Raw genomic sequence first — 23,742 nt, 5'->3', positions numbered from 1 at the left:
TCCATGGTCGATGACGATCCCTTCGGCGAAGATGCCGACCGCACGATTCTGAGACCGCGCCCGGGGCGCGCCCGCGCCGCCGCGGTGGTGACCGACCCGGCCGAACGCACGGTGGTGCCGGCGCTGGGCCGGCTGGCCGAGGCCCGCGCCCATGGCGGCTATGCCGATCATGATGCCCCGGGTCACGATGCCCTGGGGCATGGGCCGTTCCGGCCGGGGCCGGTCGAGCCCGGGGTCGGGCCGCTGGACGACGACGGCGGACCCTGGCCGCAGGATGGCGGTGTGGCCGAAGCGGTGCCGGAAGCCTCCGGCATCTTCGCCCGCACCGGCGTCAACCCGTTGGCCCGGGCCGCCGCCCCCCTGTTCGCGCTGATCGTGCGGCTGAAGGGGCGCGCGGTGCATCGCGACGTGCCGACCCTGCGCCAGCGGGTGATCGCCGAAATCCGCGCCTTCGAACGCCGCGCCGCGGCCGACGGCGTGGATGGCGAGACGCTGCGCGCCGCGCGCTATGCCGTGGCCGCGACGGTCGACGACGTGGTGCTGAACACCCCCTGGGGCGGCCGGTCGATCTGGACCGGCCAGTCGATGGTGTCGACCTTCTACAACGAGACCTGGGGCGGCGAACGCTTCTTCGACATCCTGGACCGCAGCCTGGAACAGCCGGCCCGACATGTGACGCTGCTGGAGCTGATGTATCTGTGCCTGTCGCTGGGCTTCGAGGGCCGCTATCGGGTCGATCCGGCCGGGGCGCAGACGCTGGGCCTGGTGCGCGACCGGGTGTGGCGGGCGATCCGCCAGGTGCGCGACGAACCCGCAGCCGCGCTGTCGCCGCACTGGCAGGGGCTGGAAGCCGCCCATCGGCCGCTGGGCACGCTGGTGCCGCTGTGGCTTGTGGGGGTGGGCACGCTGGTGCTGCTGGTGCTGGTCTTCGCCGGTTTCCGCCTGGCGCTGGATGCCCGCACCCAGCCGGTGCTGGCGGCGGTGGAAACCCTGCCGCCGACCGATGCGGTGGTGATCGCGCGGTCGGCACCCACCCCGCCGCCGCTGGTGGTGACCGAAAACCAGGCGGGTGAGCGGCTGCGCCGCTTCCTGGAGCCCGAGATCCGCGAAGGGCTGGTGACGGTGCTGGAAGATGCCCAGTCGGTGACCGTGCGGCTGAACAGCAACGGGCTGTTCGCCTCCGCCAGCGACACGGTGCTGGATGCCCAGCGCCCGACGCTGGACCGGATCGGCCAGGCGCTGGAGGCAGAGCCCGGCCGGGTGCAGGTCGTGGGCCACACCGACAGCCAGCCGATTTCCACCATCCGCTTCCCCAACAATACCGCCCTGTCGGTCGCCCGTGCCGAGGCGGTGGTCGAGCTGCTGAAGCGTCACGTCTCGGATCCCGGCCGGTTCACGGTCGAGGGCCGGGCCGCCGCCGAGCCGATCGCCGACAACGCCACCGCCGCCGGCCGCGCCCAGAACCGCCGCATCGAGATCATCCTGATGAAGACCGCCGAAACCGGCTCTGCCGCCGCCACCACCAGCGGGAGGGCATCCTGATGTCGCGCGTGATCGAGGTGCTGGCCTCGAAATGGTTCCTGAGCTTCCTGGGCATCGCCCTGCTGGGGGTGCTGGTCTGGGTGGGCGGGCCGCTGGTCGCGATCGGCGACAGCCGGCCGTTCGAACCGGTGCTGACCCGGGCGCTGATCGCGGGCGGGCTGTTTCTGATCTGGGCGGTGGCTTTCGTGTGGAGCGTGATCGCCGCCCGCCGCCGCAATGCCGCGATGATCGAGGCGATCGCCGCCCCCGAAGGCCCGACGCCCGAGGATGAGGAAGTCGACCGGCTGCGCGAGCGCATGGTTCAGGCGCTGGAAACGCTGAAGCGCTCGCGGCTGGGCCGTGGCCGGCAATGGCTGTACCAGCTGCCCTGGTATCTGATGATCGGCCCGCCCGGCGCCGGCAAGACCACCGCGCTGATCAATTCGGGGCTGGATTTCCCCCTGGCGGAGGATCAGGCCGAGCGCCGGATGCGCGGCATCGGCGGTACCCGCGACTGCGACTGGTGGTTCACCGACCAGGCGGTGCTGATCGACACCGCCGGCCGCTATACCACGCAGGACAGCGATGGCGGCGTGTCGTCCGATGGGACGGCTGCGGGACCCGGGACGCGGGCAGGCGGGCGTGACCGTGCCGGCTGGCAGGGCTTTCTGGAGCTGCTGAAGAAGCACCGCCCGCGCCAGCCGGTGAACGGCGTGCTGGTCTGCATTTCGCTGGCCGAGGTGGCGCTGGCCTCTGCCGCCGAACGCGATGCCCATGCCCGCGCACTGCGCCGCCGGCTGCGCGAGCTGACCGAACAGCTGGATGTGCGGGTGCCGGTTTATGTGCTGGTCACCAAGGCCGATCTTCTGGCCGGGTTCACCGCGTTTTTCGACGATCTGGACGCGGCCGGCCGCGCCCAGGTCTGGGGCATGACCTTCCCCTTCGACGACGAGGTCGAGAGCGAGGGGGAGAGCAAGGGTGAGAGCGGCAGCCGAAGCGCTGGGGCCGTCGCGCATTTCGATGCCGAATTCGACCGGCTGATCGACCGGCTGAACGCCCGGGTCATCGACCGGATGCATGCCGAGCCCGATGGTGAGCGCCGGGCGCTGATCCATGGCTTCCCGGCGCAGATGGCCTCGGTCCGGGCCCCCCTGGGCGACTTTCTGCGCCAGGTGTTCCAGCCGACCCGGCTGGCCGAGCGGCCGCTGCTGCGCGGCGTGTATCTGACCAGCGGCACCCAGGAGGGCACGCCCTTCGACCGGCTGACCGGCGCCATGGCCCGGTCCTTCGGTCTGGATCGTGCCACCCAGCCGCCGATGACCGGCCGCGGCCGCGCCTTCTTCCTGGCGGATCTGCTGAACCGGGTGGTGTTCGCCGAAGCCGGCGTGGTCACAACCGACCCCGCCGCCGCCCGGCGCCGGCGGCTGATCCGCCATGCCGGTTTTGCGACCGCCGCCGTGGTCGCCATCGCCTGCGTTGCCGCCTGGACGGTCTCGTACTTCGGCAACAGCCGGCTGATCGACGAGGCCGCGGCCGGCATCGAGGAGTATCGCGGGGCGGTGACGCCTTTTGCCGAAACGGCGGTGGCCGATGACGATCTGGCGGAACTTTCGCCCGTTCTGGACCGGTTGCGCGACGTACCGACCGGTGCGGCGGAAACCGAGGCCGGGCTTGAGACCCCGATCGATCGCGGCTTCGGGCTGGACCAGGCGCCGACCCTGTCGCAGGGCACGGTGTCGGCCTATCACCGGGCCCTGAACCGCTTGTTCCTGCCGCGACTGCTTGTGCGCCTGGAGAACCAGCTGCGGGCGGCGGCCTCGCCGTCGGATGTGTCTTACACCGCGCTCAAGGTCTATCTGATGCTGGGCGCGCAGGGGCCGATCGAGCCCGAAGTGATCGGCGCCTGGATGGCGCTGGACTGGCAGAACCGCTGGCCGGGCGAAGAGAATGCGCCGCTGCGTGCAGCACTTCAGGACCATCTGGCGGCGCTGCTCGACCGGCCGATCGCCTCGGTGCCGCTGGATGGTGCGCTGGTCGAACAGGTGCGCACGCTGCTGGCCTCTCAACCTTTGGCCGAACGGGTCTATGCCCGGCTGGTCGAGAGCCCGGCCGCAACCGCCCTGCCGGCCTGGACGCCGGTCGACCATGCCGGGCCGCAGGCGGCGCGGGTGCTGGTCCGCCGATCGGGCAAGCGGCTGTCGGAAGGCATTCCCGGCATCTATACCTATGACGGCTTCCACAACACCTTCCTGCCGGCGCTGGAAGCGGAGGTGCGCGCCACCGCCGAAGAGGGCTGGGTGCTGAGCGAGAAGACCCGCGCACTGACCGACGAAGAGGTGGCGAAACTCGCCCGTGACACCCTGCAGCTCTATTACGACGACTATGTCGGGATCTGGAACGGGCTGATCGCCGATATCGATCTGGCCGCCTTCCAGAGCGACACCCATGCGGTGGAAAGCCTGAACGTGCTGTCCTCGCCGCGCTCGCCGATGGTGACCCTGCTGAAGGCGGTGGCCGACGAAACCCGGCTGGCGACCCCGCGCGGGGATGCCACAGCCGGAGGCGGCGATACCGGGCAGGCGGGCAATGGCCGGCCGTCCGGCAGCGAGCGTGCGGGCGATGCGGTGGCGCTTGAGGCCGAGAGCCGGATGCAGCGCCAGTTCGGCTTCAGCGGCCGGATCGCCAGCCTGCTGCTGCGCGATGCGGCATCGGATGCGCTGGCGGGCGGCAATGGCGGCGGCGGCAAGGAGCTGCCCGGCGCCTATGTCGAAGAGCGGTTCAAGGAGCTGGACGGCTTCGTGACCGCCGGCCCCGGCGGTCAGGCGCCGGTGGATGCGATCGTCGACGATCTGGGCCAGCTTTACCGGGCGATGAGCCGCGGCCGCATGGCGGTGGACGGCCCCGGCGGCGGGGCTGCGGCCGAGGCGGAACTGGCCGGGCTGGCGCAGCAGCTGTCGCTGGATGCCGGGCGCGCGCCCGATGTGATGCGCGGCTGGGCCGAGACCATCGCCGAGCGCGCCTCCAGCCGCACCATCGGCGACACGCGGGCCCGGCTGAACGAGGCCTGGGCGCTGGACGGCCGCGATCTCTGCCGCACGGCGCTCGCCGGCCGCTATCCCTTCGATCGCGGCAGCCGCCAGGATGTGAAGCTGGACGATTTTGCCCGGATCTTCGCCGGCGGCGGCATTCTGGACGGCTTTTTCCGCAAGGAGCTGGCGCCCTATGTGGAGACCGGCGGCCGGCGCTGGAGCTGGCGCAAGATCAACAATGCCGATCTGGGCATTCCGAATGCCGTGCTGGCCGATTTCCGCGAGGCGGCGCGGATCCGTGATGCCTTCTTCCCCGGCGGCGGCACCGTGCCCGATATCGGCTTCGACCTGGTGCCGGTGTCGCTGACGCCGTCGGCCGCCCGGGTGGTGGTGGAGGTGAACGGCCAGACCGCCGCTTACGATCACGGGCCGGTGCGGCCGATGCCGCTGCGCTGGCCGGGCAATGGCCCGCAGCAGGTGCGCGTCACCTTCATCGGCACCGACGGCACCCCGGCGGGCGGCACCAGCCTGACCGGCCCCTGGGCGCTGTTCCGGCTGATCGACCGGTCGGAGGTGCGCCAGATCGCGAGCGACCGTTTCGAGGTGACCTTCAGGGCCGGGCAGAATGCCGCGCGCTTCGAGGTTCGCGCCGGATCGGTGCTCAACCCCTTCTCTCTCGACGATCTGAGGTCGTTTTCATGTCCGCGGCGCTTCTGAGATCCGCCACGCCGCCGGGCGTGTGCGGCAAGCTGCCCTGGCTGGGCGATTTCGTCCGCCGCCGGCTGGATGACGGCTTCGTCGAACCCTGGGACGGCTGGGTGCGGGCAGGGCTGGCGCGGGTGCGCGACGACCTGCCCGATGCCTGGCTGGAGCTTTACCTCCAGGCCCCGGTCTGGCGCTTCGTGCTGCCGCCGGGGATCTGCGGCCGGCAAGGGGCGGCAGGGGTGCTGATGGCCAGCGTCGACCGGGTGGGGCGGTATTATCCGCTGACCATCGCCGCCCGGCTGGACGAGATGCCGCCGCCGCCGGGGCTGGCCTCGGCCGCGGCCGACTGGTTCCAGCGGGTGGAGGATCTGGCGCTGGCGGCGCTGGACCCCGATGTCGACCCCGACCGCTGGGAACGGGCGCTGCTGGAGCTGGAGGGGCCGGTCATCGCCGACCACTACGCCCGCGGCGCCGGGCAGAGCCTGACCGGCGGGGTGGTGGCCGTGCGCCTGGACCGGCCGGGCGATCTGGGCCCGGCCTTCGCGGCCCTGGCCCATCGCGCCGAGCCGCCGGGCACCGCCGGTCCCGTGCAGTTCTGGACCCTGCCCCGGCGCGGCGAGGCGGGGCCGCTTCCGGGCCGCTTCGTCTTCGCGCCCGACCTGCCCGAGCCGCGGCTCTGGCACGAGATCCTGAGGGGAGGCGCGCCATGAGGGCGGCGATGATGCTGCGATCGGCCGGCATGACCGATGCCGGCCGGGTGCGGCGCCATAACGAGGATGCCTTTCTGGACCGGCGCGATATCGGGCTCTGGGCGGTGGCCGACGGCATGGGCGGCCATGCCCGCGGTGACCGGGCGAGCGGCATGATCATGGAACGGCTGGACGCCATCCCCGTGCCGGCATCGGGCGCCGAGCTTCTGGGCGATGTGCGCCGGGCGCTGGCGGAGGTTCATGGCGAACTCAGGGCCGAGGGCCGGGCGCTGGGCGATCGCGAGATGATCGGCAGCACGGTGGTGGTGCTGATGATCCATGGCGGCCGCTTCGTCTGCCTCTGGGCGGGGGACAGCCGGCTCTATCTGCTGCGCGACCGCCAGCTCTGGCAGATCACCCGCGATCATTCCCATGTCCAGGAGCTGATCGACCGCGGCGTGATCACCGAGGATCAGGCCCGCGACCACCCGGCCGCCAATATCATCACCCGCGCGGTCGGCGCCTTCGGCGATCTGGCGTTGGAGATGGAGGCGGCGGCGGTGCTGCCCGGCGACCGCTTCCTGCTGTGCACCGACGGCATCGCGCGCTGCGTGGGCGATGGCGAGATCGCCGATGTCATCGCCAATTTCCCGGCACCCCGCGCGGTGCAGACCCTGAAAACTTTGGCGCTGTCGCGCAACGCCCCCGACAATATCGCCGCCGTGGCGCTGGCCTGCGACGCGATCGAGGACGTGACCCTGACGCCCTGGAGCCGTCCCCATGGTTGACAACGACGATCGCACGATTCTGGCCGGGGCCCTGCCGCATGCGGCACCCGCCACCCCCGCCACCCCCGACGATGCCGTGGCCGCGGTGCCGCAAATGCCCGATCCCGTGGGCCGCGTGCTGCTGAACACCTGGCGGGTGACCGGGGTGATCGCCCGCGGCGGCATGGGCGAGATTCTGCGCGCCACCCATGTCGACCAGGGCACGGAACACGCGATCAAGGTGATCCTGCCCGAGCTGATGGGCAATGAGGGCGTGGTGACCCTGTTTTTGCGTGAGGCCGAGGCGCTGCGCCGCATCCGCCATGACGCGGTGGTCGGCTATGACGGGCTGTTCCGCGACGAAACCGGCCGGCTGCATCTGGTGATGGAATTCGTCGACGGCCCGTCGCTGGCCGACCGGATCCGTCAGAAGCCGTTGACGCCCGACGAGGTGCGGCGACTGCGCGACCGGCTGGCCGCCGGGCTTGCGGTGGCGCATGAGGCGGGGATCTGCCATCGGGATCTGGCGCCCGACAATGTGCTGCTGGCCGGCGGCGATCTGGACCGCGCCAAGATCATCGATTTCGGCATCGCCAAGCTGGCCCGCGCCGATCATCGCACGATCTTCGGCGATGGCTTCGCCGGCAAGCTCGCCTGGGCATCGCCCGAACAGGCGGGGCTGTTCGGCGGCGCGGTCGACGAGCGCACCGACATTTACAGCCTGGGGCTGGTGCTGGCCGCGGCGGCGGCCGGCCGGCCGCTCGATATGGGCCGCACCCTGCATGCCGCCGTGGAGGCGCGGCGGAAGGTGCCGGATCTGTCGGCCCTGCCGGAGGAACTGCGCGGCGACGTTGCCCGGCTGCTCGCCCCCGATCCGCTGGACCGGCCGCATGCGATGCGGGCGCTGATCGGCGGGGATGCCGCGGCCTTGCCGCCGGAACCGGCGCGGCGCGAGGGCTGGAGTCTTCGGACGCTGGCGGCGGTGGGGGTGGCGGCCGTCGGGCTTGTGCTGGCGATCGGCTTCGGCTTCAGCCACCGGATGCAGGCCTCCGACGGGGCGGTGAGTGTGGCGATGCCCCGGATGGATAAAACGCCGATGGAGGCGGCGCCCGGCTGGACGGTGGCCGATCTGCCGCGCATCGCGAAGCTGCCGGCGGCGGAGATGTACGAGGCCGGCCGGTCCTTCTATGACCGCGGCGATCTGGATACCGCGCTGGTGGTGTGGGAACGCGCCGCCGCCGAGGGCAGCGCGCCGGCCGCGCGGGCGATCGGGCGGTTCTATGATCCGCGCCTGGCGCCGGGCGAGCCCTCGCCCTTCAAATCGCCCGATGTCGAACGGGCGCGGGCCTTTTATGCCAAGGCGGCCAGGCTGGGCGATGGCGAGGCGCAGAACCTGTTCGATGCCTTGGACGGAACGGCGGGTAGCGGAGGCCAGGGGTGATGTTGAAGACGCTGACCATGGCCACGGCCCTGGCGCTGCTGCCTGTCATTGGCCTGGCGCAATCCGCGCCCGAGCGGCGGCCCCTGCTGATGGCGGGGAAATCGACCCTGGAACAGCGGGTGCTGACCCGGCCGGGGGCCGTGCCGGTGGCGCGGCCGGGGGATGATGCGCCCGAGGGTGCGGCGGCGATCCCGCCGCTCAGCCTGCTCTTCGTCTATGGGCGCGAGACGGCGGGCGGCGAGGACTGGGTGGAGGTCGGCCGCGGCGGCCGCTCGGCGCCGGTCGGCTGGGTGCCGGCCAGAACGGTGATCGACTGGAAGCAGAACCTGGTGGTGGCCTTCACCGACCGGGTCAACCGCAACCAGGCGTTGTTCTTTAAGGATGGGGAAGATCTGCGTCGGATCGTTGAGGAAGAGGATGCCGGCGCCTTCGCCCGCGACACCCTGACCGCGATCCAGACCGGCACGCTCGCGGCCGATGCGCCGGTGATCGCGGCCGAACCGCCCGCCCATGTCGACATCTCGCGGCAGTTCTATCTGCTGCCGATCCTGGACTGGCAGGAGGTCTGGTTCCCCGACGGCTTTCAGGCGCTGGCGCTGAATGTGGCCGCGACGTCCGAGGGGGCGGAGGCGCCCGAGACGGCGGCGGCGCCCGAAGCGCCGGCTCCGGAAGCTGATGTCGTCGCGGAAGGCTACCGCACCGGGGTCGTGTTCGTGGTCGACACCAGCATCTCCTTCGACCGCTATATCCGCGCGGCGGAGCGGGTGATGACCGGGGTGCGCGACCGGCTGGTGAAGGAATTCGGGCCCGCCGCGCCGCGCTTTGGCCTGGTCGGCTTCCGCGACGTGATGGAGGACGGCAGCCCCGACGGCTATGTCTCGAAGGTCTTCGCCGAACCGGTCGCCGATCCGGAGCAGGCCGATTTCCTGACCGCACTCGGCCGGCTGGAGGCGTCGAAGGTCTCCAACCGCGACTTCCGCGAGGATGCCTATGCGGGCCTGCGCACCGCGATCGAGGGTGTGGACTGGGGCGATACCGAAGGCCGTTTCGTGGTGCTGATCACCGATGCGAGCCCGCGGACCGGTGCCGAAGACGGCGGCGCGTCGGGGCTTGGCACCGAACAGCTGCGCCTGCTGGCGCAGGCCAACCGCACCGCGATCGCCGCCGTGCATCTGGAAACCCCGGCCGGGGCGGAAGATCACGCCCGCGCGGCGGCGGCCTATCGCGACCTGACCGATTATCCCAATATCGGGTCGCTGTATTTCCCGGTGGCGGGGGGCGATGTCGCGGCCTATGAGGCGGTGGTCGACCGGCTGGCGACGACCATCGCCCAGGGCATGCGGCCGGATCTGACGCCGGCGGACGTGCCCGAAGTGGAGGCGGCGCCGGCCCCGGCGCCGGTGGCCGAGGCGCTGGAACGCACCGGGCTGGTCGGCAAGGCGATGCGCCTGGCCTGGGCCGGCGCGCAGCAGGGCAGCCGGCCGCCGGAACTGTTCCAGGCCTGGGTGGCCGATCGCGACCTCGCCAACCCGGCCTCCAAGGCGCTGGATGTGCGGGTGCTGATCACCCGCAACCAGTTGAGCGACCTGCAGGCGACGCTGCAGGCGATCCTGGATGCCGGCGAGGCGACGCGGATCGCGCCGGGCGATTTCTTCGGCGCCTTGCAGGGCGCGGCCGCCGCGATGAGCCGCCGGCCCGACCGGGTGGCGGGGGCAGAGGCGCGGCGCCTGGCCGATACCGGGCTGATCGGCGAGTATCTGGAAGGCCTGCCCTATCGCTCGCGGGTGCTGGAGCTGACCGAGGACGACTGGCTGGCCTGGAGCTTCGGCCAGCAGCGCGAATTCCTCGACGATCTGGCGGCCAAGATCCGGCTTTATCGGGCGATCCACGACGACGCCGACCTCTGGATCGCGCTCGACGACGACCGCGCGGGCGGCGAGGCGGTCTACCCGATCGCGCTGGACGCCCTGCCGTGACCGGCCCGATCTACGACATCCGCGACCTGCATCTGGCGCGGCCGGGCTATGAGCTGGAGGTGCCGGAGCTGCGGCTGGAACGCGGGCAGGTGCTGCTGCTGGCGGGCGAGAGCGGGTCGGGCAAGAGCACCCTGCTCAACCTGCTCGCCGGCTGTCTGGCGCCGGATCGGGCGGCGGTGATGCGCTTTGGCGCGGTCGATCTGGCGGATCTCTGGGCGCGGCGGCAGGGGGATGCGCTGGCGCGGCTGCGGGCCCAAGCCATCGGCTATGTGCTCCAGACCGGCGGGCTGCTGCCCTATCTGACGGTGCGCGCCAATATCGCGCTGCCGGCCGAACTGGCGGGGCGCCTGGATGCCGATCACCTGGCGGCGCTGGCCGGGCGGCTCGGGATCAGCCATCGGCTGGACGCGAAGCCGGCGGCGCTGTCGGTGGGCGAACGCCAGCGGGTGGCGATTGCCCGCGCGCTGGCCCATCGCCCGGCGGTGCTGCTGGCCGACGAGCCCACCGCGGCGCTGGACCCGCCCAATGCCGACCGGGTTTTCGCCCTGCTGCTGGATCTGGTGGACCGCACCGGCGCCACCGCGATCATCGCCAGCCATGACTGGCAGCGGCTGGCGGCGACCGGGCGCGCGATGATCCGCCACGAGATCGCAGCCGAGGGGCCGGTGGTGCGGGCGCGGTTCTGGACGGAGGCCGCCTGATGCGCCGGCACCTGCGCCTCCCTCTGCCCGTCCGCCTCGCCATTCAGGATATGGTCGCCGACCGGCGGCTGTCGCTCTGCCAGATTCTGGCGCTGGCGGCGGTGCTGGCGCCGCTGCTGGTGCTGTTCGGCCTCCGCGAAGGCGTGATCGGCACCATGGCCGACCGGCTGGTGCGCGACCCCGCCAACCGGCTGATCGTGCCCGTGGCAAGCGGCGGTTTCGGCGCCGACGACATCGCCGCCATCGCCGCCGATCCGCGCACGGCCTTCGTGACCCCCGAAACCCGGGCGATCGCCGCGGGGCTGGCCCGGCTGCGCAACCGCCAAGCACGGACCTCCATTTCGGGCCTCGCGATCCAGCCGACCGGGCAGGGCGATCCGATGCTGGGCAGTCTGCCGGCGCCCGAGGCGCCCGACCGGATCGTGCTGAGCCGGGCGGCGGCAGAGGCGTTGCAGGCGGGGCCGGGTACGGCGCTGATCGCCGAGGTCAGCCGCCAGCGCGGCGGACGGTTCGACCTGACGCGGCTGCCGGTGACCGTCACCGGCATCACCGACGGCCCGGTGCGGCCCGAAACCGCCGCCCTGGTGCATCTGGACCTGCTGACCGCGACCGAGGATTTCCGCGAGGGGCTGGCGGTGCCGGCGCTGGGCTGGCGCGGCGATCCGCCGCCCGACCGGCCGCGACGCTATGCCCGCTTCCGGCTGTATGCGTCCACGATCTACGAGGTGGAGGGGCTGGCGGCCGATACCGCCCGGCATCTCGGGGTGGAGCTGCGCACCAACGGTGCCGAGATCCGGCGGATGCAGGCGCTGGACCGCAATCTGGGCCGGGTGTTCTGGATGGTGGCGGGGCTGGCCGGGGTCGGCTGCCTGGTGGCGCTGGCCGCCAATCTGCGGGCGCAGGTGGAGCGCAAGCGCCGCGATCTGGCGGTGCTGCGGCTGATCGGCTTTCCGGCCCGCGCCCTGGTGGTGGTGCCGCTGACCCAGGCGGCGGCCTTTGCCGCGGGCGCGCTGGCGCTGGCGGGGCTCGCCTATCTGGGGCTTGCCGCGGCACTCGACCGGGTCTTTGCCGGCGATCTGGCGCCGGGGGAGCGCATCGCCCGGCTGAGTGCCGAAGATTTCGGGATCTGGGCGGCGGTGACGCTGGCGGCCGCCCTGCTCGCCGCCGGCTGGGCGGGGGTGCGGGCGGCCGGGATCGCCCCGGCGGAGGGGTTGCGGGATGGGTGAACGGTGGTGGCTGGCCGCAATCGTCCTGGTGCTGATGGCAGGGCAGGTTGATGCTGCGGAACCGTGGCCGGAAAAGATGTTCAACCCGGCGCCGGCTGCGGGCGATGTGGTGCTGCCCATGCCCTGCGGCGGATCGATGGTGTTCCGGCGCGTGGCCCACCCGGCCGACGGGCCGCTGGACGATGTGCTGGTCGAGGCGGGCGATGCCGGGGCGGCGCTGTCGCCGATCGACGGCCGGCGGATCGAGGCGGTGGCCGGCGGCTTCACCGATCCCGCCCGGCCGGGGGAACGCTATTACCTGCTGGCCAAATACGAGCTGACCGAGGCGCAGCGCCGCGCGCTTCTGGGTGACTGCGCCAGACCAACCATCCGCACCCGCCTGCCGGCGGTGGAGATGAGCTGGTTCGACGCGGTCGATCTGGGACGGCGCTATACCGAATGGCTGATGGCCGAGGCCCCCGACACCCTGCCGGGCCGGGCGGGCATGACCGGCTTCGTGCGCCTGCCGACCGAGGCGGAATGGGAATATGCCGCCCGCGGCGGGGCGGCGGTTGCGACCGAAACCTTCCTGGCCCGCCACGCACCGATGCCGGACGGGCCGCCCTCGGACTATGCCTGGCACCAGGGCAGCCGGTCGGCCGGCGGCAAGCTGCACCCGGTGGGGCTGCTGAAACCCGATCCGCTGGGGCTGCACGACATGCTGGGCAATGCCGCGGAGCTGACGCAGGAGCCGTTCCGCCTGAACCGCCGCGGCCGGCCACATGGCCAGGCCGGCGGGCTGGCGGTGCGCGGCGGCGACATCACCACCCCGGCCGACCGGCTGGGCTCGGCCGACCGCCGCGAGCTTCCGCCCTTCGATGCCCGCACCGGCCGGCCCGCCACCGGCCGCACCATCGGCGCGCGTTTCGCGATCGGCCTGCCGGCCGTCACCTCTCAGGAACGGCTGGGCGAGATTTCCGCGGCCTGGGAACGGATGTCGGAAGCCAATGCCATGCTGGCCCGGATCCGCGGTGAAGACGGCGGCGGCGACCCGGTCGCCCGGCTGGAGACCCTGGCGGCAGGCCTGCCCGACGAGGCGGCGCGCGCGGAGCTGGCCGGGCTCGGTCGCGAGATCCGCGAGGTGCTGGCCGAAAGCAATGCCGCCCGCGACCGGGCGCTGCGCGCGGTGATGAATGCGGGCGCGCTTTCGGGCTACCGGGTGCGCGGCGATGCGCTCCGGCTGGACGCGGTCGCGCGCGCGGTGGACGAGGTGGCGCGGCCGACGCTCGAAAAAATGCGCAAACAGGCCGGGTCGGGCAGCCGCGCGAAGGCGATGCTGGCCGAGGCGGAAGCGGCGGTGGCCGAAATGGAGGCCCGCCGCGCCGGCCTCGCCAGGGCACTCGCCCGGTCGACCGAAGCCTATGTCGAAGCGGTGGTGCGGCTGGCCCGCGACTACCCCTCGGCCGTGGTCGCCCGTCAGGCGGCCCCCGTGCGTGCCGCCCTGGTCGCCCGCGGGGCACAGGACATGGCCGAGCTGCTGGACGTGTTCCTGCGCCATGTCGCCGATTTCGGTGGCGCCGGCGCCCCCGACGGCACGGCCTGGACGGCGGATCTGACCCGCACCGGCGGGGCGGCGGCGGCAGAAGAGGTGGGGGTGGCGGAATGATGGCCGGCTGGATCTTCGCGGTGTTCGGCCTGCTGGTGGTGGGCATGGGCGGGCTGGCGCTGGTGATGATGATGCGCGGCAAGCTGGACGCCACCGCGGCGGCCCCCGTGCGGCGCGAGGTGGTGCCGGGCGGTGGGGGGGCGCCGGATGGTGAGGTGCTGCATCTGCCGCTGGCGGCGGGGTTTGCGGGCATCAAGGGCCTGCCCTGGATCAGCTGGGCCAGCAGCGACATCAGGCCCCGGCTGGTGCTGCACCCGAATGTCGTGGAGTTCGGCGTGATCCGCAGCCATCGCCGGCCCTATGCGGCCGTGTCGCGGGTCGATGTCCGGCACACAGCCGGGACCTGTAATGTCGTTCTGGAATTCCATGAAAAGTTGTCGAGCTTCGCCGGCAATCTGGTCGATCCGGACAAGGCGCGGCTGGCCGTGCAGCTGCTGGCGGCGAAGGGCTGCCCGCTCTCGCCGCGCGCCGCGCAGCTGCTGGATGAGGCAAAGGACGGCTGTCAATGACCGGGGCTGAGACAAAGCTGCGGCAGGATCGTGTGAAAGCCGGGGCGGCGCGCGCCGCCGGTTCAGACCCGCGGATGGCGATGATAGGCTCGGCCAGCCGAAGCCGGAGATGGAGACCGATGAGGGAGCCGGAATGATGGAAGGTGGTCTCGGAAGCCTGGGAGGGGCGCCGATCTCCTCGGCGCCGATCCAGGACGGCCGGCTGCTGGTGCTGGACACGAGCCTTGGCCGCGACGTCTTCCTGCTGGAAAAGCTGGAAGGCTTCGAGGCGCTGTCCACCCTGTTCCGCTTCGAACTGCGGGTGCGGGCGACGCGCGAGGATGTCGCCCCCGACGAGCTGATCGGCCGGCCGGTGGGGTTTTCGCTGGAACTGCCCCAGGGATCGGCCGGCGGCACGCGGCGCCACTGGTGCGGCATCGTGACCGAGCTTTCCGCCGACGAGGCGGTCGCCCGCGGACGGCGCGCCTATACGCTGGTGGTCAGGCCCTGGACCTGGCTGCTGACCCAGACATCGGATTGCCGGATCTTCCAGGACATGACCAGCCTGGAGATCATGCGCCGGATCTTCACCGAGAACGGCTTTCAGGATTTCGATTTCGGCGGCGTGATCAACACCCCGCCCAAGCGCGATTATTGCGTCCAGTATCGCGAGACCGATTTCGACTTCGTCGCCCGGCTGATGGAAGAGGACGGGCTGTTCTGGACCTTCCGCCACCGCGAAGATGCCCATGTGCTGGTGGTGGCCGATGGCGTGCATGCCTATCAGCCGGCCGCCGACGAGGTGCTGCGCTTCGCCCCCACCGATGTCGACCTGAACGGGGTGATCCGCTGGGACCGGCATTTCCGCTTCGTGACCGGCGCGGTCGCCCGGTCGGATTATGACTACGAGGCGCCGGAGGTGGATCTTGCCGGCCGGGCCGGATCGGTCGCCGGGCTGACGACCAACGGACCTTACGAGATCTATGACTGGCATGGCCGGCATCTGACGCCTGAAAGTGGCAGGCGCGGGGCCGCGCGCTGGATGGCGGCGATCGAAAGCGATGTCGACCATGTCGAGGCGCTGGCGACCAATCGATGCCTGGCGCCGGGCGATATGTTCACGCTGACCGGCCACCCGTCTGAGGTCGAGAACGGCAGCCCCCATGTGGTGACGGCGGTGTCGCACCGCGCCAGCGCCGAGGGGTATGAGGTCGGCACTGCCGGCGATGCGCCGCGCTATGCGGCGGAATTCCGCGCCATTCCGGCGGCGACCCGCTATGTGACGCCCGAGACCACGCCGCGCCCGGCGATCGACGGCATCCAGACCGCAACCGTGGTCGGCCCCAAGGGCGAGGAGATCCACACCGACCGCTATGGCCGGATCAAGGTCCGCTTTCCCTGGGATCGCTATGCCACCGGCGACGACCGGTCGTCGTGCTGGATCCGGGTGATGCAGCCCTGGGGCGGGCGGGGCATGGGCGTGCAGACCATTCCGCGCATCGGCATGGAGGTGATGGTCGCCTTCATCGAGGGCGACCCCGACCGGCCGCTGGTGGTCGGCACCGTGCCCAATGCCGAGACCATGCCGCCCCTGACCCTGCCTGCGACCAAGACCCGGACCTCGTTCAAATCCACCACCAGCCCCGGCGGCGGTGGCTTCAACGAGCTGAGCTTCGAGGATCTGGCCGGGGCGGAGGAGCTTTTGTTCCGCGCCCAGCGCGACCATGCCCGCATGGCCGGCCGCAACCGCATGATCAACACCGCCAATGTCTCGACCGAGGACACCAACACGCTCTGGGGCAGTGCGGTCGGCAACAGCGAGGTGGTGAAGACCCGCGCCAATGTGCTGATCCAGCATGTGATGAGCCGGATCATCCTGGATGGCGAGCGGGTGCGGTTCGAACATACCAACGGCCATTTCTTCGACCTGTCGGCCGAAGGCATCAGCTTTTCGTCGACCAACAAGCTGCTTCAGCTGCGCAACACCGACAATTTCATCTTCGTCAACAAAGACGGGGTGGTGCGCAAGGGCAAGGTGCTGCTGGATGAGGATGCCGGCGGCACATCCTCGGTGACGATTTCCGCCGACGGCGTCGGCAGCAACGGCCCGCTGGTGATGCTGAATTGCGGGCCGGCCTATGGCGACTATGTTCAGAACCAGCCCGCCACCCCCGGAACCGAGGGCGACCGCGAGGCCTGGAAGGCCGAAGGCGACGCCTGGGCCGGCACGCGCGACGGCGATGGCGGCACGGCCCGGGTGATGGGCGGCGAAGGATCGATCACCGCCGATGACGGCCGGGTGGAGGCCGAGTTCAAGGGCGGCGGGGCCTTCCTGGATGGCGATCTGGAAGGCGAATACGGCAGCGTCGGCGGCAAGCTGAACGTGCTCGGTGCCGAGGGCAAGGGCCATGCCGGCGTCGGCTATGGTGCCGGCGCCTATGGCGAGGCCCGGGCCAGCATGGTGGATGCCAATGTCCGCGGTGCGCTGGGCGATCTGGAGACCGGCGGTGTCGGCGGCCAGGCGGAATACCGCCAGATGGCGGCCTCGGCCAAGGGCGAGATCCTGCTGGGCGATGACGGCCGCCGTGCGGGTCTGGCGCTGGGCGGCATGGCCAGCGCCTCGGCGCTGGAAGGCGGGTTGCAGGGCGATGTCACCATCCCGATCGGCTGGCTGCCCTGGGTGCCCGACGACTATACGATCAATCTTCAGGGTCGCCTGACCGGTGCCGCCGGCACCGTTGCCGCCTCGGCGGGCGGGTTCGGCTATTACGACTATGGCGGCGACGGTCGCGTCCATGGCGGCGCCTATGCCAAGCTGGGCGCGATCCTGGGGGCGGGCGTGCGGCTGAAGGGCAGCATCGGCCCCTCGGGCGGTGGAGACTAGCGGTCATGAGCAGGAGAGACGACCGGATGCAGCTGATGACCGAGCCCCGGACCCCGCGCGAGGACATCGCCCGGACCTGGAGCCGCGTTGCCTATGAAGACGATCGCCGCCCCGAGACCGGGTTTTCGGTGCTGGTGCCCCATGGCTGGGACACCCACCCGCCGGCGAGGCCAGCGGGGGCGGCGGAAGAGGGGCTGGTGCCGCTGGCCGTCTGGTCGGACCCGGGCGAGGATGCGCGGGTGGAGGTGTCGGTGCAGCGGCTGGCCCGCGAGCTGGCGCCGGCCGACTGGATGGTCGAATGGCTGAAGGCCAATGATTTCGAGGTGCTGGCGGCGCGCCGGATCGCCTCGCCCGCCGGCGCGCTCGGCGATGTGCTGGCGGTGAAGCGTACGGCACCCGATGCCCGGATCTACCGGCTGCGCAGCTATAAATCCGGGCCGCTGCTGTTCCTGGTCGCGGCCTCGGTCGCCCGCCATCGCTTCGACGCGCTTGAAGAGACCCTGTTCATCGGCACCGAAGGCTTCCGCCTGACCGGCGCGGCATCCCCCGTGCCGGCCGAGCCGCTGCGCGAGGTGACGTTGACCGCACCGGCGCCCGCCCGCTTCGTGATCCCGGCGATCTGGGTGCAGCAGCGCGACGATCAGCTGCGCGAGGGCCAGGCCTGGCGCTTCGCCAACCCGGCGACCGAAGACCATATGGTCGGGCTGATCTATGTGGCGACCATCCCCCATGACGGCGCCGCCGGCCATGACGAGCTGGCGGACCGGCTGACCGCCTCGTTCCGCAAGGATCAGGAGATCGAGATCCAGGAGACGCCGTTGCGCCGGGTGAGCGAGCCCGACGCCCAGGTGGATGTCCGCGAGGCAAGGGTCCCCGCCCGCCGCGCCAATGGCGAGCGGGTGCGGCTGGAACTGGTCATCGCCCGCGACCCCGCCCGCTGGTCGGTCTTCGCCCTGCTGGGCAACCGCCCCGACCCCGACCCGCTGCTGGTGGACGCGATCAACCGCCGCGCCTTCGAGATCGTGGTCGCGAGCTTTGCCGATGCGACGGCGGCGGCATGAGGCAGGCGCTGTTCCCCCTGGCGGTGACGGTCCTTTTGCTGACGGCATCCGGGGCCGGCGCCGCCGAGCGGCTGATGACCGAACCCGTCACCCCCCGCGCCGAGATCGCCGCCGGCCACAGCCGGGTGCCCTATGGCGATGCCCGACGGCCGGGGACGAATTTTTCGGTGCTGATCCCCCATGGCTGGACCACCCATGCCCTGCCGCCCCGGGCGGAGGAGACCGAGGGGCTGGCGGTGCTGGCCGCGTGGTCGGCGCCCGATGGCGATGTGCGGCTGGAGGTGGCGGTGCAGCGCATGCGTCGCGAACTGGCGCCGGCCGACTGGATGGTGGAATGGCTGAAGGCCAATGACTGGCAGGTGCTGGATGCCCGCCGCCTGCCGGGTGCGGCCGGGGCCCAGGGCGATGTTCTGGCCGAACGCGCGGGCCGGGTGCACCGGCTGCGCAGCTACAAATCCGGCGATCTGATGTTTCTGGCGGATGCCTCGGTGTCGCGCGACGGCTTTGCGGCGGCCGAGGAAACGCTGTTCATCGCCACCGAAGGCTTCCGCCTGGAAGGGCTGATCGGCGGCCCCTATGCCGAGCCGATGCGCGAGGCCGCCTGGGACGGGCCGATCCCCGCCTGGCTGCTGGTGCCGGCGGCATGGACGATGGCACAAGACGACCGCCTGCCCCGCGCGGCCGGGCGGCAGTTCACCGCCACCGATGCCGGCGGCCGGCCGGTGGGGCTGATCTATGTCGGCACGCTGGCGCCCCAGGCGGCGACGGATCATGCGGCGCTGGCGGCGGCGGTGGCCGAGACCCTGCGCACCCGGCAGGACCTGACCTTCGACACCCCGACCCTCGACCGGGCAAGCGCCCCGGGTGCGACGGCCGAGGTGCAGACCGGCAGCACCACCGCGGTCAATCGGGCCGGCGTGCCGGTGCGGGTGGAGATGACCATCGTCCGCGAACCGCGCGGCTGGGTGGTCTTCGCCCTGGCCGGCACGCGCCCCGACCCCGACCCCTATCTGATCGACGCCGCCAACCGGCGGGTGTTCGAGATCGTGCGGGGGAGTTTTGGCGGGGGGTGACGGCCCGCCCCCAACCGCCATCACCACCGCCACCACCATCACGCCAGCCACCACCATCACGGACCACAGATCATGGCAGATCCGACCCTGAGCGAAGAGGTGACCAGCGACGAAGACCTGATGTCGGGGATGATCCCGGTGGGTGTGGGGGCGGGGTCGGTGGTGCGGATTCCGATACCCGGGACCCCTGGATTTGCGGTGGGGCTTGAGACCAATGACTCACGCCGTCGCGGGCGATCGACTTCTACCCTCTTTTTGCAGGACATCACCGGTAAGCGAGTACTGCGTTTAGACTATGGGTACAATCCACGATCCGGATGTATCGATTACCATTGGAATCAGGATCGGGTTCACAAGATCTTCGGCGTTTCTGATCACACCCCCGGGGGACGGATCGGTGCACTGGCTTACGAATCGGCGCGTGCCTACAAATATGGCGGGCGGGTTCTCGTGATCGCCGGGGTGGCCATTGATATGTATTCAATCGTCGTCGCCGACCGGCCGATCCGGCGCACGGTGCAGGTCGTCTCGGGCTGGACCGGCGCCTGGCTGGGCTGCCGGGGTGTCGGCCAGCTGGGGGCCATGGCCGGAACCTTCGTGGAACCGGGGCTGGGTACGGGGGTGGGCGCGCTGGGTGGCTGCATCGTCGGCGGCATCGGCGGCTATGCGCTGGGCGAGGCGGTTTCGGGCGAGGTTTATGACTGGGCGGCGGATACCTTCTTCACGCCACTGCCTGAGACCGCCTTGCCCGACACCGCCCTGCCCGAGACCGCACCCTCCGCGGCGGCTGGCGGAGCACGGCCGTGACGACCGCCCGCAATTGCCTGATCGCCGATCCGGTCCGGCCCGATGGCCGGAGCGTGCGGGTCGCCTTCTCCACCGAACCGCCGCCGGTGGATGCCCAGCCGACGCCGGAACTGGCGGCCTGGCTGACAGAGGCAGTGACCGGCGGATACTGGCAGGTGGTCTGGATCGATCATGACCCTCCGCCGGGCCTGATTGCGCGCCTGAAACGCCGGATCACCCGGGCGGTGGCCTTTCGGGTGACGGATGAGGCCGCAGAGCTGGCCGTAGAGGCGTTCGGCGGGGTCTGGGGTATGCAGCAACAGGTATTGATCCTGGTGCCGGCGGCCGAGCCGATACCGGATCACAACACCCTGACGGCGACGGCCGATCTGCTGTTCGAAACCGAACTTCTGGCCTGGCGCCCGCCCGGCCGGCCCGAGATCGCACAACCGGCGCCCGCGCTCAGTGCCCCGATCGAGGCGGTGGTGCTGCCGCTGACCGATGGCGACGGCTTCCTGCTGGTCGCCCGCGACACCGCCAGCTTCGACCGGCTGTATGACCGCTTCCGGCGGGTGGCGGCGGAGCATGGCATCGGCTGGGAGGTGGCGACCTTGTGAGGGCCGGGTGGCGGTGATGTGGTGGTTCTTGGCCGGCATGGCCATGCCGGCCCTCTCACCCTCTCTTCCCCCGTCAGCCCTGCGCGGGTGACGATCCACCTTCTCTGCTCCCTGACCACCATCACGGACGACAGATCATGGCAGATCCGACCCTGAGCGAAGAGGTGACCAGCGACGAGGACCTGATGTCGGGGATGATCCCGGTGGGTGTGGGGGCGGGGTCGGTGGTGCGGATTCCGATACCCGGGACCAACGGGCTGGCGGTGGCGCTGGACACGCGCGATCCGCGCTTCCGCGGCCAGTCGACCTCCACCCTGTTTTTCCAGGACGTCACCGGCAAGCGGGTGCTGCGGCTCGATTACGGCCCCAATCCGCGCAGCGGTACCATCGACTATCACTGGAACCAGCGCGGCACCCATGACAGCTTCCGGATCAGCGACCATGCGCCGGCCGGGCGTGGCGGGGCCGCGCTCTATCAGGGGGCGCGGGCTTATCGTTATGCCGGGCGGGTGTTTCTGATCGCAGGCATTGCGATCGATGCCTGGTCGATCGTCGTCGCCGACCGGCCGATCCGGCGCACGGTGCAGGTCGTCTCCGGCTGGACCGGGGCCTGGCTGGGCTGCCGGGGTGTCGGCCAGTTGGGCGCTGCCGCCGGCACCTTCGTGGAACCCGGGCTGGGCACGGGCGTGGGCGCGCTGGGCGGCTGCATCGTCGGGGGCATCGGCGGTTATGCGCTGGGCGAGGCGGTGTCCGGCGAGGTTTATGACTGGGCGGCGGATACCTTCTTCACGCCGCTGCCTGAGACCAGCTTGCCTGCGGCGGCCGGCGGAGCGCAGCCGTGACCACGCCCAGCAACCGTCTGATCGCCGACCCCGTCCGGCCCGATGGCCGGAGCATGCGGGTGGCGTTTTCGACCGAACCGCCGCCGGTGGATGCCCAGCCGACGCCGGAACTGGCGGCCTGGCTGGCCGAGGCGGTGACCGGGGAGGGGCGGGCGGTATTCTGGATCGACCCGGCCTATTGCGCGACACTCCGCGCCCGGATCCGCTATTGGCTGACCCGGCGGCTGATCTTTGCCACCGGCCCGGCGGCGGCGGTGATCGACGGGGCGCTGGACAATGCGCGCTGGGGCATGCAGCAACAGGTTTTGATCCTGGTGCCCGCAGAGGCGCCGATGCCGGATCATGACACCCTGACGGCGACGGCCGATCTGCTTTTCGAAACCGAACTTCTGGCCTGGCGCCCGCCCGGCCGGCCTGAGATCGCACAACCGGCGCCCGCGCTCAGTGCCCCGATCGAGGCGGTGGTGCTGCCGCTGACCGATGGCGACGGCTTCCTGCTGGTCGCCCGCGACACCGCCAGCTTCGACCGGCTGCATGACCGCTTCCGGCGGGTGGCGGCGGAGCGATGGGATCGGGTGGGAGGTGGGGGCTCCGTGAGGGCCGGGTGGTCAAGGCAACAGATAGCCGGCTTCCTTCTGGTGTCGGAAAGCCAGCACATAAGCAGCATCGGGCGCCTTGGCCGCCAGAAAGGCCTGGCAGCGCTGGATGCCGCGAACGGCATTCCTGGTGACGATTACCTGTGGCACCGCGGCGCCGGCGTCTCGCCGTCGGCGCCCCAGCTGTTCAGCCAATCGCTGACTTCCTGGCCGGTCAGGTGCAGGCCGTCCGTCTGATAAGCGGCCCAGGACACTTCGGCCTCCCGTCGGAAGTCGTCGCGGGCTTCCTCGCGTTCGACATATTGCCGGATCGCTTCAACCGTGACGGCATCGACGGAGCGACGGCGGCGGCCTGCCACCTCGTGGAGGCGCCGTTCGAGGTCGTCATCAATCTTGAGAGAGGTCGACATGACACTCACCTTCCGGAACGATCCATTAATAACCCAGGCCCCTGTGGGACGGGAATCCAGCCTCTTTGCCTGCTGCCGGCGGGTCCGATACGGATGGGACAGGAAGCGCGCCAGCCGTTCTACCGACAGCGCCAGACACCCCTTGACGAACTCTACCTCGGTCGCACCCTCGCAGACGATGCAGATGCGATTCATCTGGCCACCCTGATCATCCGGGCACCCCGACGGGCATTTTCAGCCAGATATCCGACAGGAGTCAGATATCCGACAGGAGTCAGATATCCGACAGGAGCCAGATATCCGACAGGAGCCAGATATCCGACAGGAGATAGTCGTCATCCAGCCATTGCTGGTACTGCGCCCGGGGAAGGTTGCGCAGCGTCGTCGCCCCGTCGCTGGCTTCGGCGACCACGATATTGTCGAGGTCGAAGCAGTCCACCATGTAGGGCGACCGGGTCGCAATAAACACCTGCCGTGTCCTGGCCACCCGCTTGAGCATTTCAGACACCAGCGTAATGGCATGCGGGTGCAGACCAGGCTCCGGTTCGTCGAAGAACAGAATGTCCGGAAGACCTCGTGACCGGCCTGCCGACCTGGCGGGAAGAGCCGATTGCACGCGGACATGACCGCAGTCCTGGCGGGCATCTGCCGGTGGGTGCCGTCGAGCGCTGCATGCGTGCGGCCGCCAGCGTTGGCGGTACCGCCCTGTTCATCGATGCCAGGGATGCCGATGCAGCCCGATGGTATGCGAGATACGGCGCCGTGCCACTGGACGACCGGCCACTTTCGCTGATCATCCCTTATGTCGAATTCAACCGGGTCCGTATCGCAGCCGGGCTTCCGCCGATCTGAGGGCTGCCGGCAAAGCCTCAGCGGCCACCCCCACCCCTCACTTCGCCGAGATATGCCGGTTCAGCCGCCGACGATTTGCGCTGGTCTTGCGGGAGATCACGCCGGTCCAGGCGCGGCCGGCGGCGACCATGGCGCCCATCGGGTCCATCGGGTCGCGGGTGATGGCGGCGCCGGCGGCGGCGGTGGCGGCAAATTGAGCCTGGATGAACGCGGCCGGCTTTTCGGTCACCATCCGGACTTCCTCGCCCGCCGGGCCGGTCTGAAACAGGCTCATGCCGGTGCGCATCATCATCACCGTGCCCGCTTCCAGCCACAGGCGCACCAGTGACCCCATCAGCGCCGCATCGGCAGCGCCGCCGCTCTTAAATCTCGTCATTCGACCCCGCCTTGCGACTGCCCAGGTTCTGCCGTTTCTGCGCGCGCGTTGGCCGCG

Annotated in this window: 21 protein-coding genes; 18 read left to right on the top strand and 3 right to left on the bottom strand. The window is 70.8% G+C overall.

What is annotated here, in order from left to right; translation table 11 throughout:
* The first annotated feature begins 3 nt into the window (after window positions 1-3).
* The 17 genes from icmH to TMO_RS31740 all read left to right on the top strand — a co-directional run bounded on the left by icmH (window position 4) and on the right by TMO_RS31740 (window position 22,284).
* On the top strand, window positions 4-1,542 hold the full coding sequence (gene icmH / locus TMO_RS18325; RefSeq protein ID WP_014747158.1) for a type IVB secretion system protein IcmH/DotU: 1,539 nt from the start codon (window positions 4-6) through the stop codon (window positions 1,540-1,542).
* Entirely contained in the window at window positions 1,542-5,267 is a 3,726-nt protein-coding gene (gene tssM, locus TMO_RS18320; protein WP_014747157.1) for a type VI secretion system membrane subunit TssM, read from the top strand. Before icmH ends, tssM begins: the two co-directional genes overlap by 1 nt.
* Entirely contained in the window at window positions 5,249-5,965 is a 717-nt protein-coding gene (tagF, locus tag TMO_RS29720) for a type VI secretion system-associated protein TagF (RefSeq protein WP_014747156.1), read from the top strand. Before tssM ends, tagF begins: the two co-directional genes overlap by 19 nt.
* Window positions 5,962-6,732 carry a PP2C family protein-serine/threonine phosphatase gene (locus TMO_RS18310; protein ID WP_014747155.1) on the top strand — a complete coding sequence of 257 codons (771 nt, stop codon included), beginning with the start codon at window positions 5,962-5,964 and terminating at the stop codon, window positions 6,730-6,732. The genes tagF and TMO_RS18310 overlap by 4 nt, the downstream gene beginning before the upstream one ends.
* Window positions 6,725-8,152: a serine/threonine-protein kinase gene (locus TMO_RS29715; protein WP_014747154.1), complete on the top strand. Its 1,428-nt coding sequence runs from the start codon at window positions 6,725-6,727 to the stop codon at window positions 8,150-8,152. The genes TMO_RS18310 and TMO_RS29715 overlap by 8 nt, the downstream gene beginning before the upstream one ends.
* Window positions 8,152-10,128: a vWA domain-containing protein gene (locus tag TMO_RS31745; protein WP_014747153.1), complete on the top strand. Its 1,977-nt coding sequence runs from the start codon at window positions 8,152-8,154 to the stop codon at window positions 10,126-10,128. Before TMO_RS29715 ends, TMO_RS31745 begins: the two co-directional genes overlap by 1 nt.
* Window positions 10,125-10,829 carry an ABC transporter ATP-binding protein gene (locus TMO_RS18295; protein ID WP_014747152.1) on the top strand — a complete coding sequence of 235 codons (705 nt, stop codon included), beginning with the start codon at window positions 10,125-10,127 and terminating at the stop codon, window positions 10,827-10,829. Before TMO_RS31745 ends, TMO_RS18295 begins: the two co-directional genes overlap by 4 nt.
* Window positions 10,829-12,055, top strand: a complete 1,227-nt coding sequence (locus TMO_RS18290) for an FtsX-like permease family protein (RefSeq protein WP_014747151.1) — start codon at window positions 10,829-10,831, stop codon at window positions 12,053-12,055. Before TMO_RS18295 ends, TMO_RS18290 begins: the two co-directional genes overlap by 1 nt.
* Window positions 12,048-13,700, top strand: a complete 1,653-nt coding sequence (locus TMO_RS18285; RefSeq protein WP_014747150.1) for a formylglycine-generating enzyme family protein — start codon at window positions 12,048-12,050, stop codon at window positions 13,698-13,700. Before TMO_RS18290 ends, TMO_RS18285 begins: the two co-directional genes overlap by 8 nt.
* The gene (locus TMO_RS18280; protein WP_014747149.1) at window positions 13,697-14,209 is read left to right on the top strand and encodes a hypothetical protein; all 513 of its coding nucleotides are present in this window, start codon (window positions 13,697-13,699) and stop codon (window positions 14,207-14,209) included. Before TMO_RS18285 ends, TMO_RS18280 begins: the two co-directional genes overlap by 4 nt.
* Before the next feature lie 109 nt (window positions 14,210-14,318).
* The gene (locus TMO_RS29710) at window positions 14,319-17,072 is read left to right on the top strand and encodes a type VI secretion system Vgr family protein (protein ID WP_228382344.1); all 2,754 of its coding nucleotides are present in this window, start codon (window positions 14,319-14,321) and stop codon (window positions 17,070-17,072) included.
* Window positions 17,073-17,077: 5 nt separating this feature from the next.
* A complete protein-coding gene (locus TMO_RS18270) occupies window positions 17,078-18,133 on the top strand; it encodes a hypothetical protein (protein ID WP_145978275.1) in 1,056 nt (351 codons plus the stop codon).
* On the top strand, window positions 18,130-19,206 hold the full coding sequence (locus TMO_RS18265; RefSeq protein WP_014747146.1) for a hypothetical protein: 1,077 nt from the start codon (window positions 18,130-18,132) through the stop codon (window positions 19,204-19,206). Before TMO_RS18270 ends, TMO_RS18265 begins: the two co-directional genes overlap by 4 nt.
* Before the next feature lie 72 nt (window positions 19,207-19,278).
* Window positions 19,279-20,013, top strand: a complete 735-nt coding sequence (locus TMO_RS18260; protein ID WP_014747145.1) for a hypothetical protein — start codon at window positions 19,279-19,281, stop codon at window positions 20,011-20,013.
* A complete protein-coding gene (locus TMO_RS18255) occupies window positions 20,010-20,609 on the top strand; it encodes a hypothetical protein (RefSeq protein ID WP_014747144.1) in 600 nt (199 codons plus the stop codon). Before TMO_RS18260 ends, TMO_RS18255 begins: the two co-directional genes overlap by 4 nt.
* A 137-nt stretch (window positions 20,610-20,746) precedes the next feature.
* Window positions 20,747-21,451 (top strand): hypothetical protein, encoded by a 705-nt coding sequence (locus TMO_RS18250; protein ID WP_014747143.1) that lies wholly within the window; start codon window positions 20,747-20,749, stop codon window positions 21,449-21,451.
* Window positions 21,448-22,284, top strand: coding sequence for a hypothetical protein (locus TMO_RS31740; RefSeq protein ID WP_014747142.1), 837 nt, complete (start codon window positions 21,448-21,450; stop codon window positions 22,282-22,284). Before TMO_RS18250 ends, TMO_RS31740 begins: the two co-directional genes overlap by 4 nt.
* Here the strand turns inward: TMO_RS31740 and TMO_RS30585 are convergent.
* Window positions 22,185-22,457 (bottom strand): CopG family ribbon-helix-helix protein, encoded by a 273-nt coding sequence (locus tag TMO_RS30585; protein ID WP_081599038.1) that lies wholly within the window; start codon window positions 22,455-22,457, stop codon window positions 22,185-22,187. The genes TMO_RS31740 and TMO_RS30585 overlap by 100 nt on opposite strands.
* Window positions 22,458-22,731: 274 nt before the next feature.
* A complete protein-coding gene (locus tag TMO_RS32935) occupies window positions 22,732-23,073 on the bottom strand; it encodes an AAA family ATPase (RefSeq protein WP_145978274.1) in 342 nt (113 codons plus the stop codon).
* Here TMO_RS32935 and TMO_RS18235 point away from each other — a divergent pair.
* Complete coding sequence (locus TMO_RS18235) at window positions 23,034-23,309, top strand: hypothetical protein (RefSeq protein ID WP_014747140.1); 276 nt, start codon at window positions 23,034-23,036, stop codon at window positions 23,307-23,309. The two genes, TMO_RS32935 and TMO_RS18235, sit on opposite strands and share 40 nt — an antisense overlap.
* A 37-nt stretch (window positions 23,310-23,346) precedes the next feature.
* On the opposite strand, the gene TMO_RS18230 is transcribed toward TMO_RS18235, so the two are convergent.
* Window positions 23,347-23,685 (bottom strand): hypothetical protein, encoded by a 339-nt coding sequence (locus tag TMO_RS18230; protein ID WP_014747139.1) that lies wholly within the window; start codon window positions 23,683-23,685, stop codon window positions 23,347-23,349.
* Between the last annotated feature and the right edge of the window lie 57 nt (window positions 23,686-23,742).

The sequence above is a fragment of the Tistrella mobilis KA081020-065 genome (genome assembly GCF_000264455.2).
GTDB classification, from domain to species: domain Bacteria; phylum Pseudomonadota; class Alphaproteobacteria; order Tistrellales; family Tistrellaceae; genus Tistrella; species Tistrella mobilis.
The sequence above is the reverse complement of the archived record's forward strand: the minus strand, read 5'-3'. Positions and strand labels throughout refer to the sequence as shown.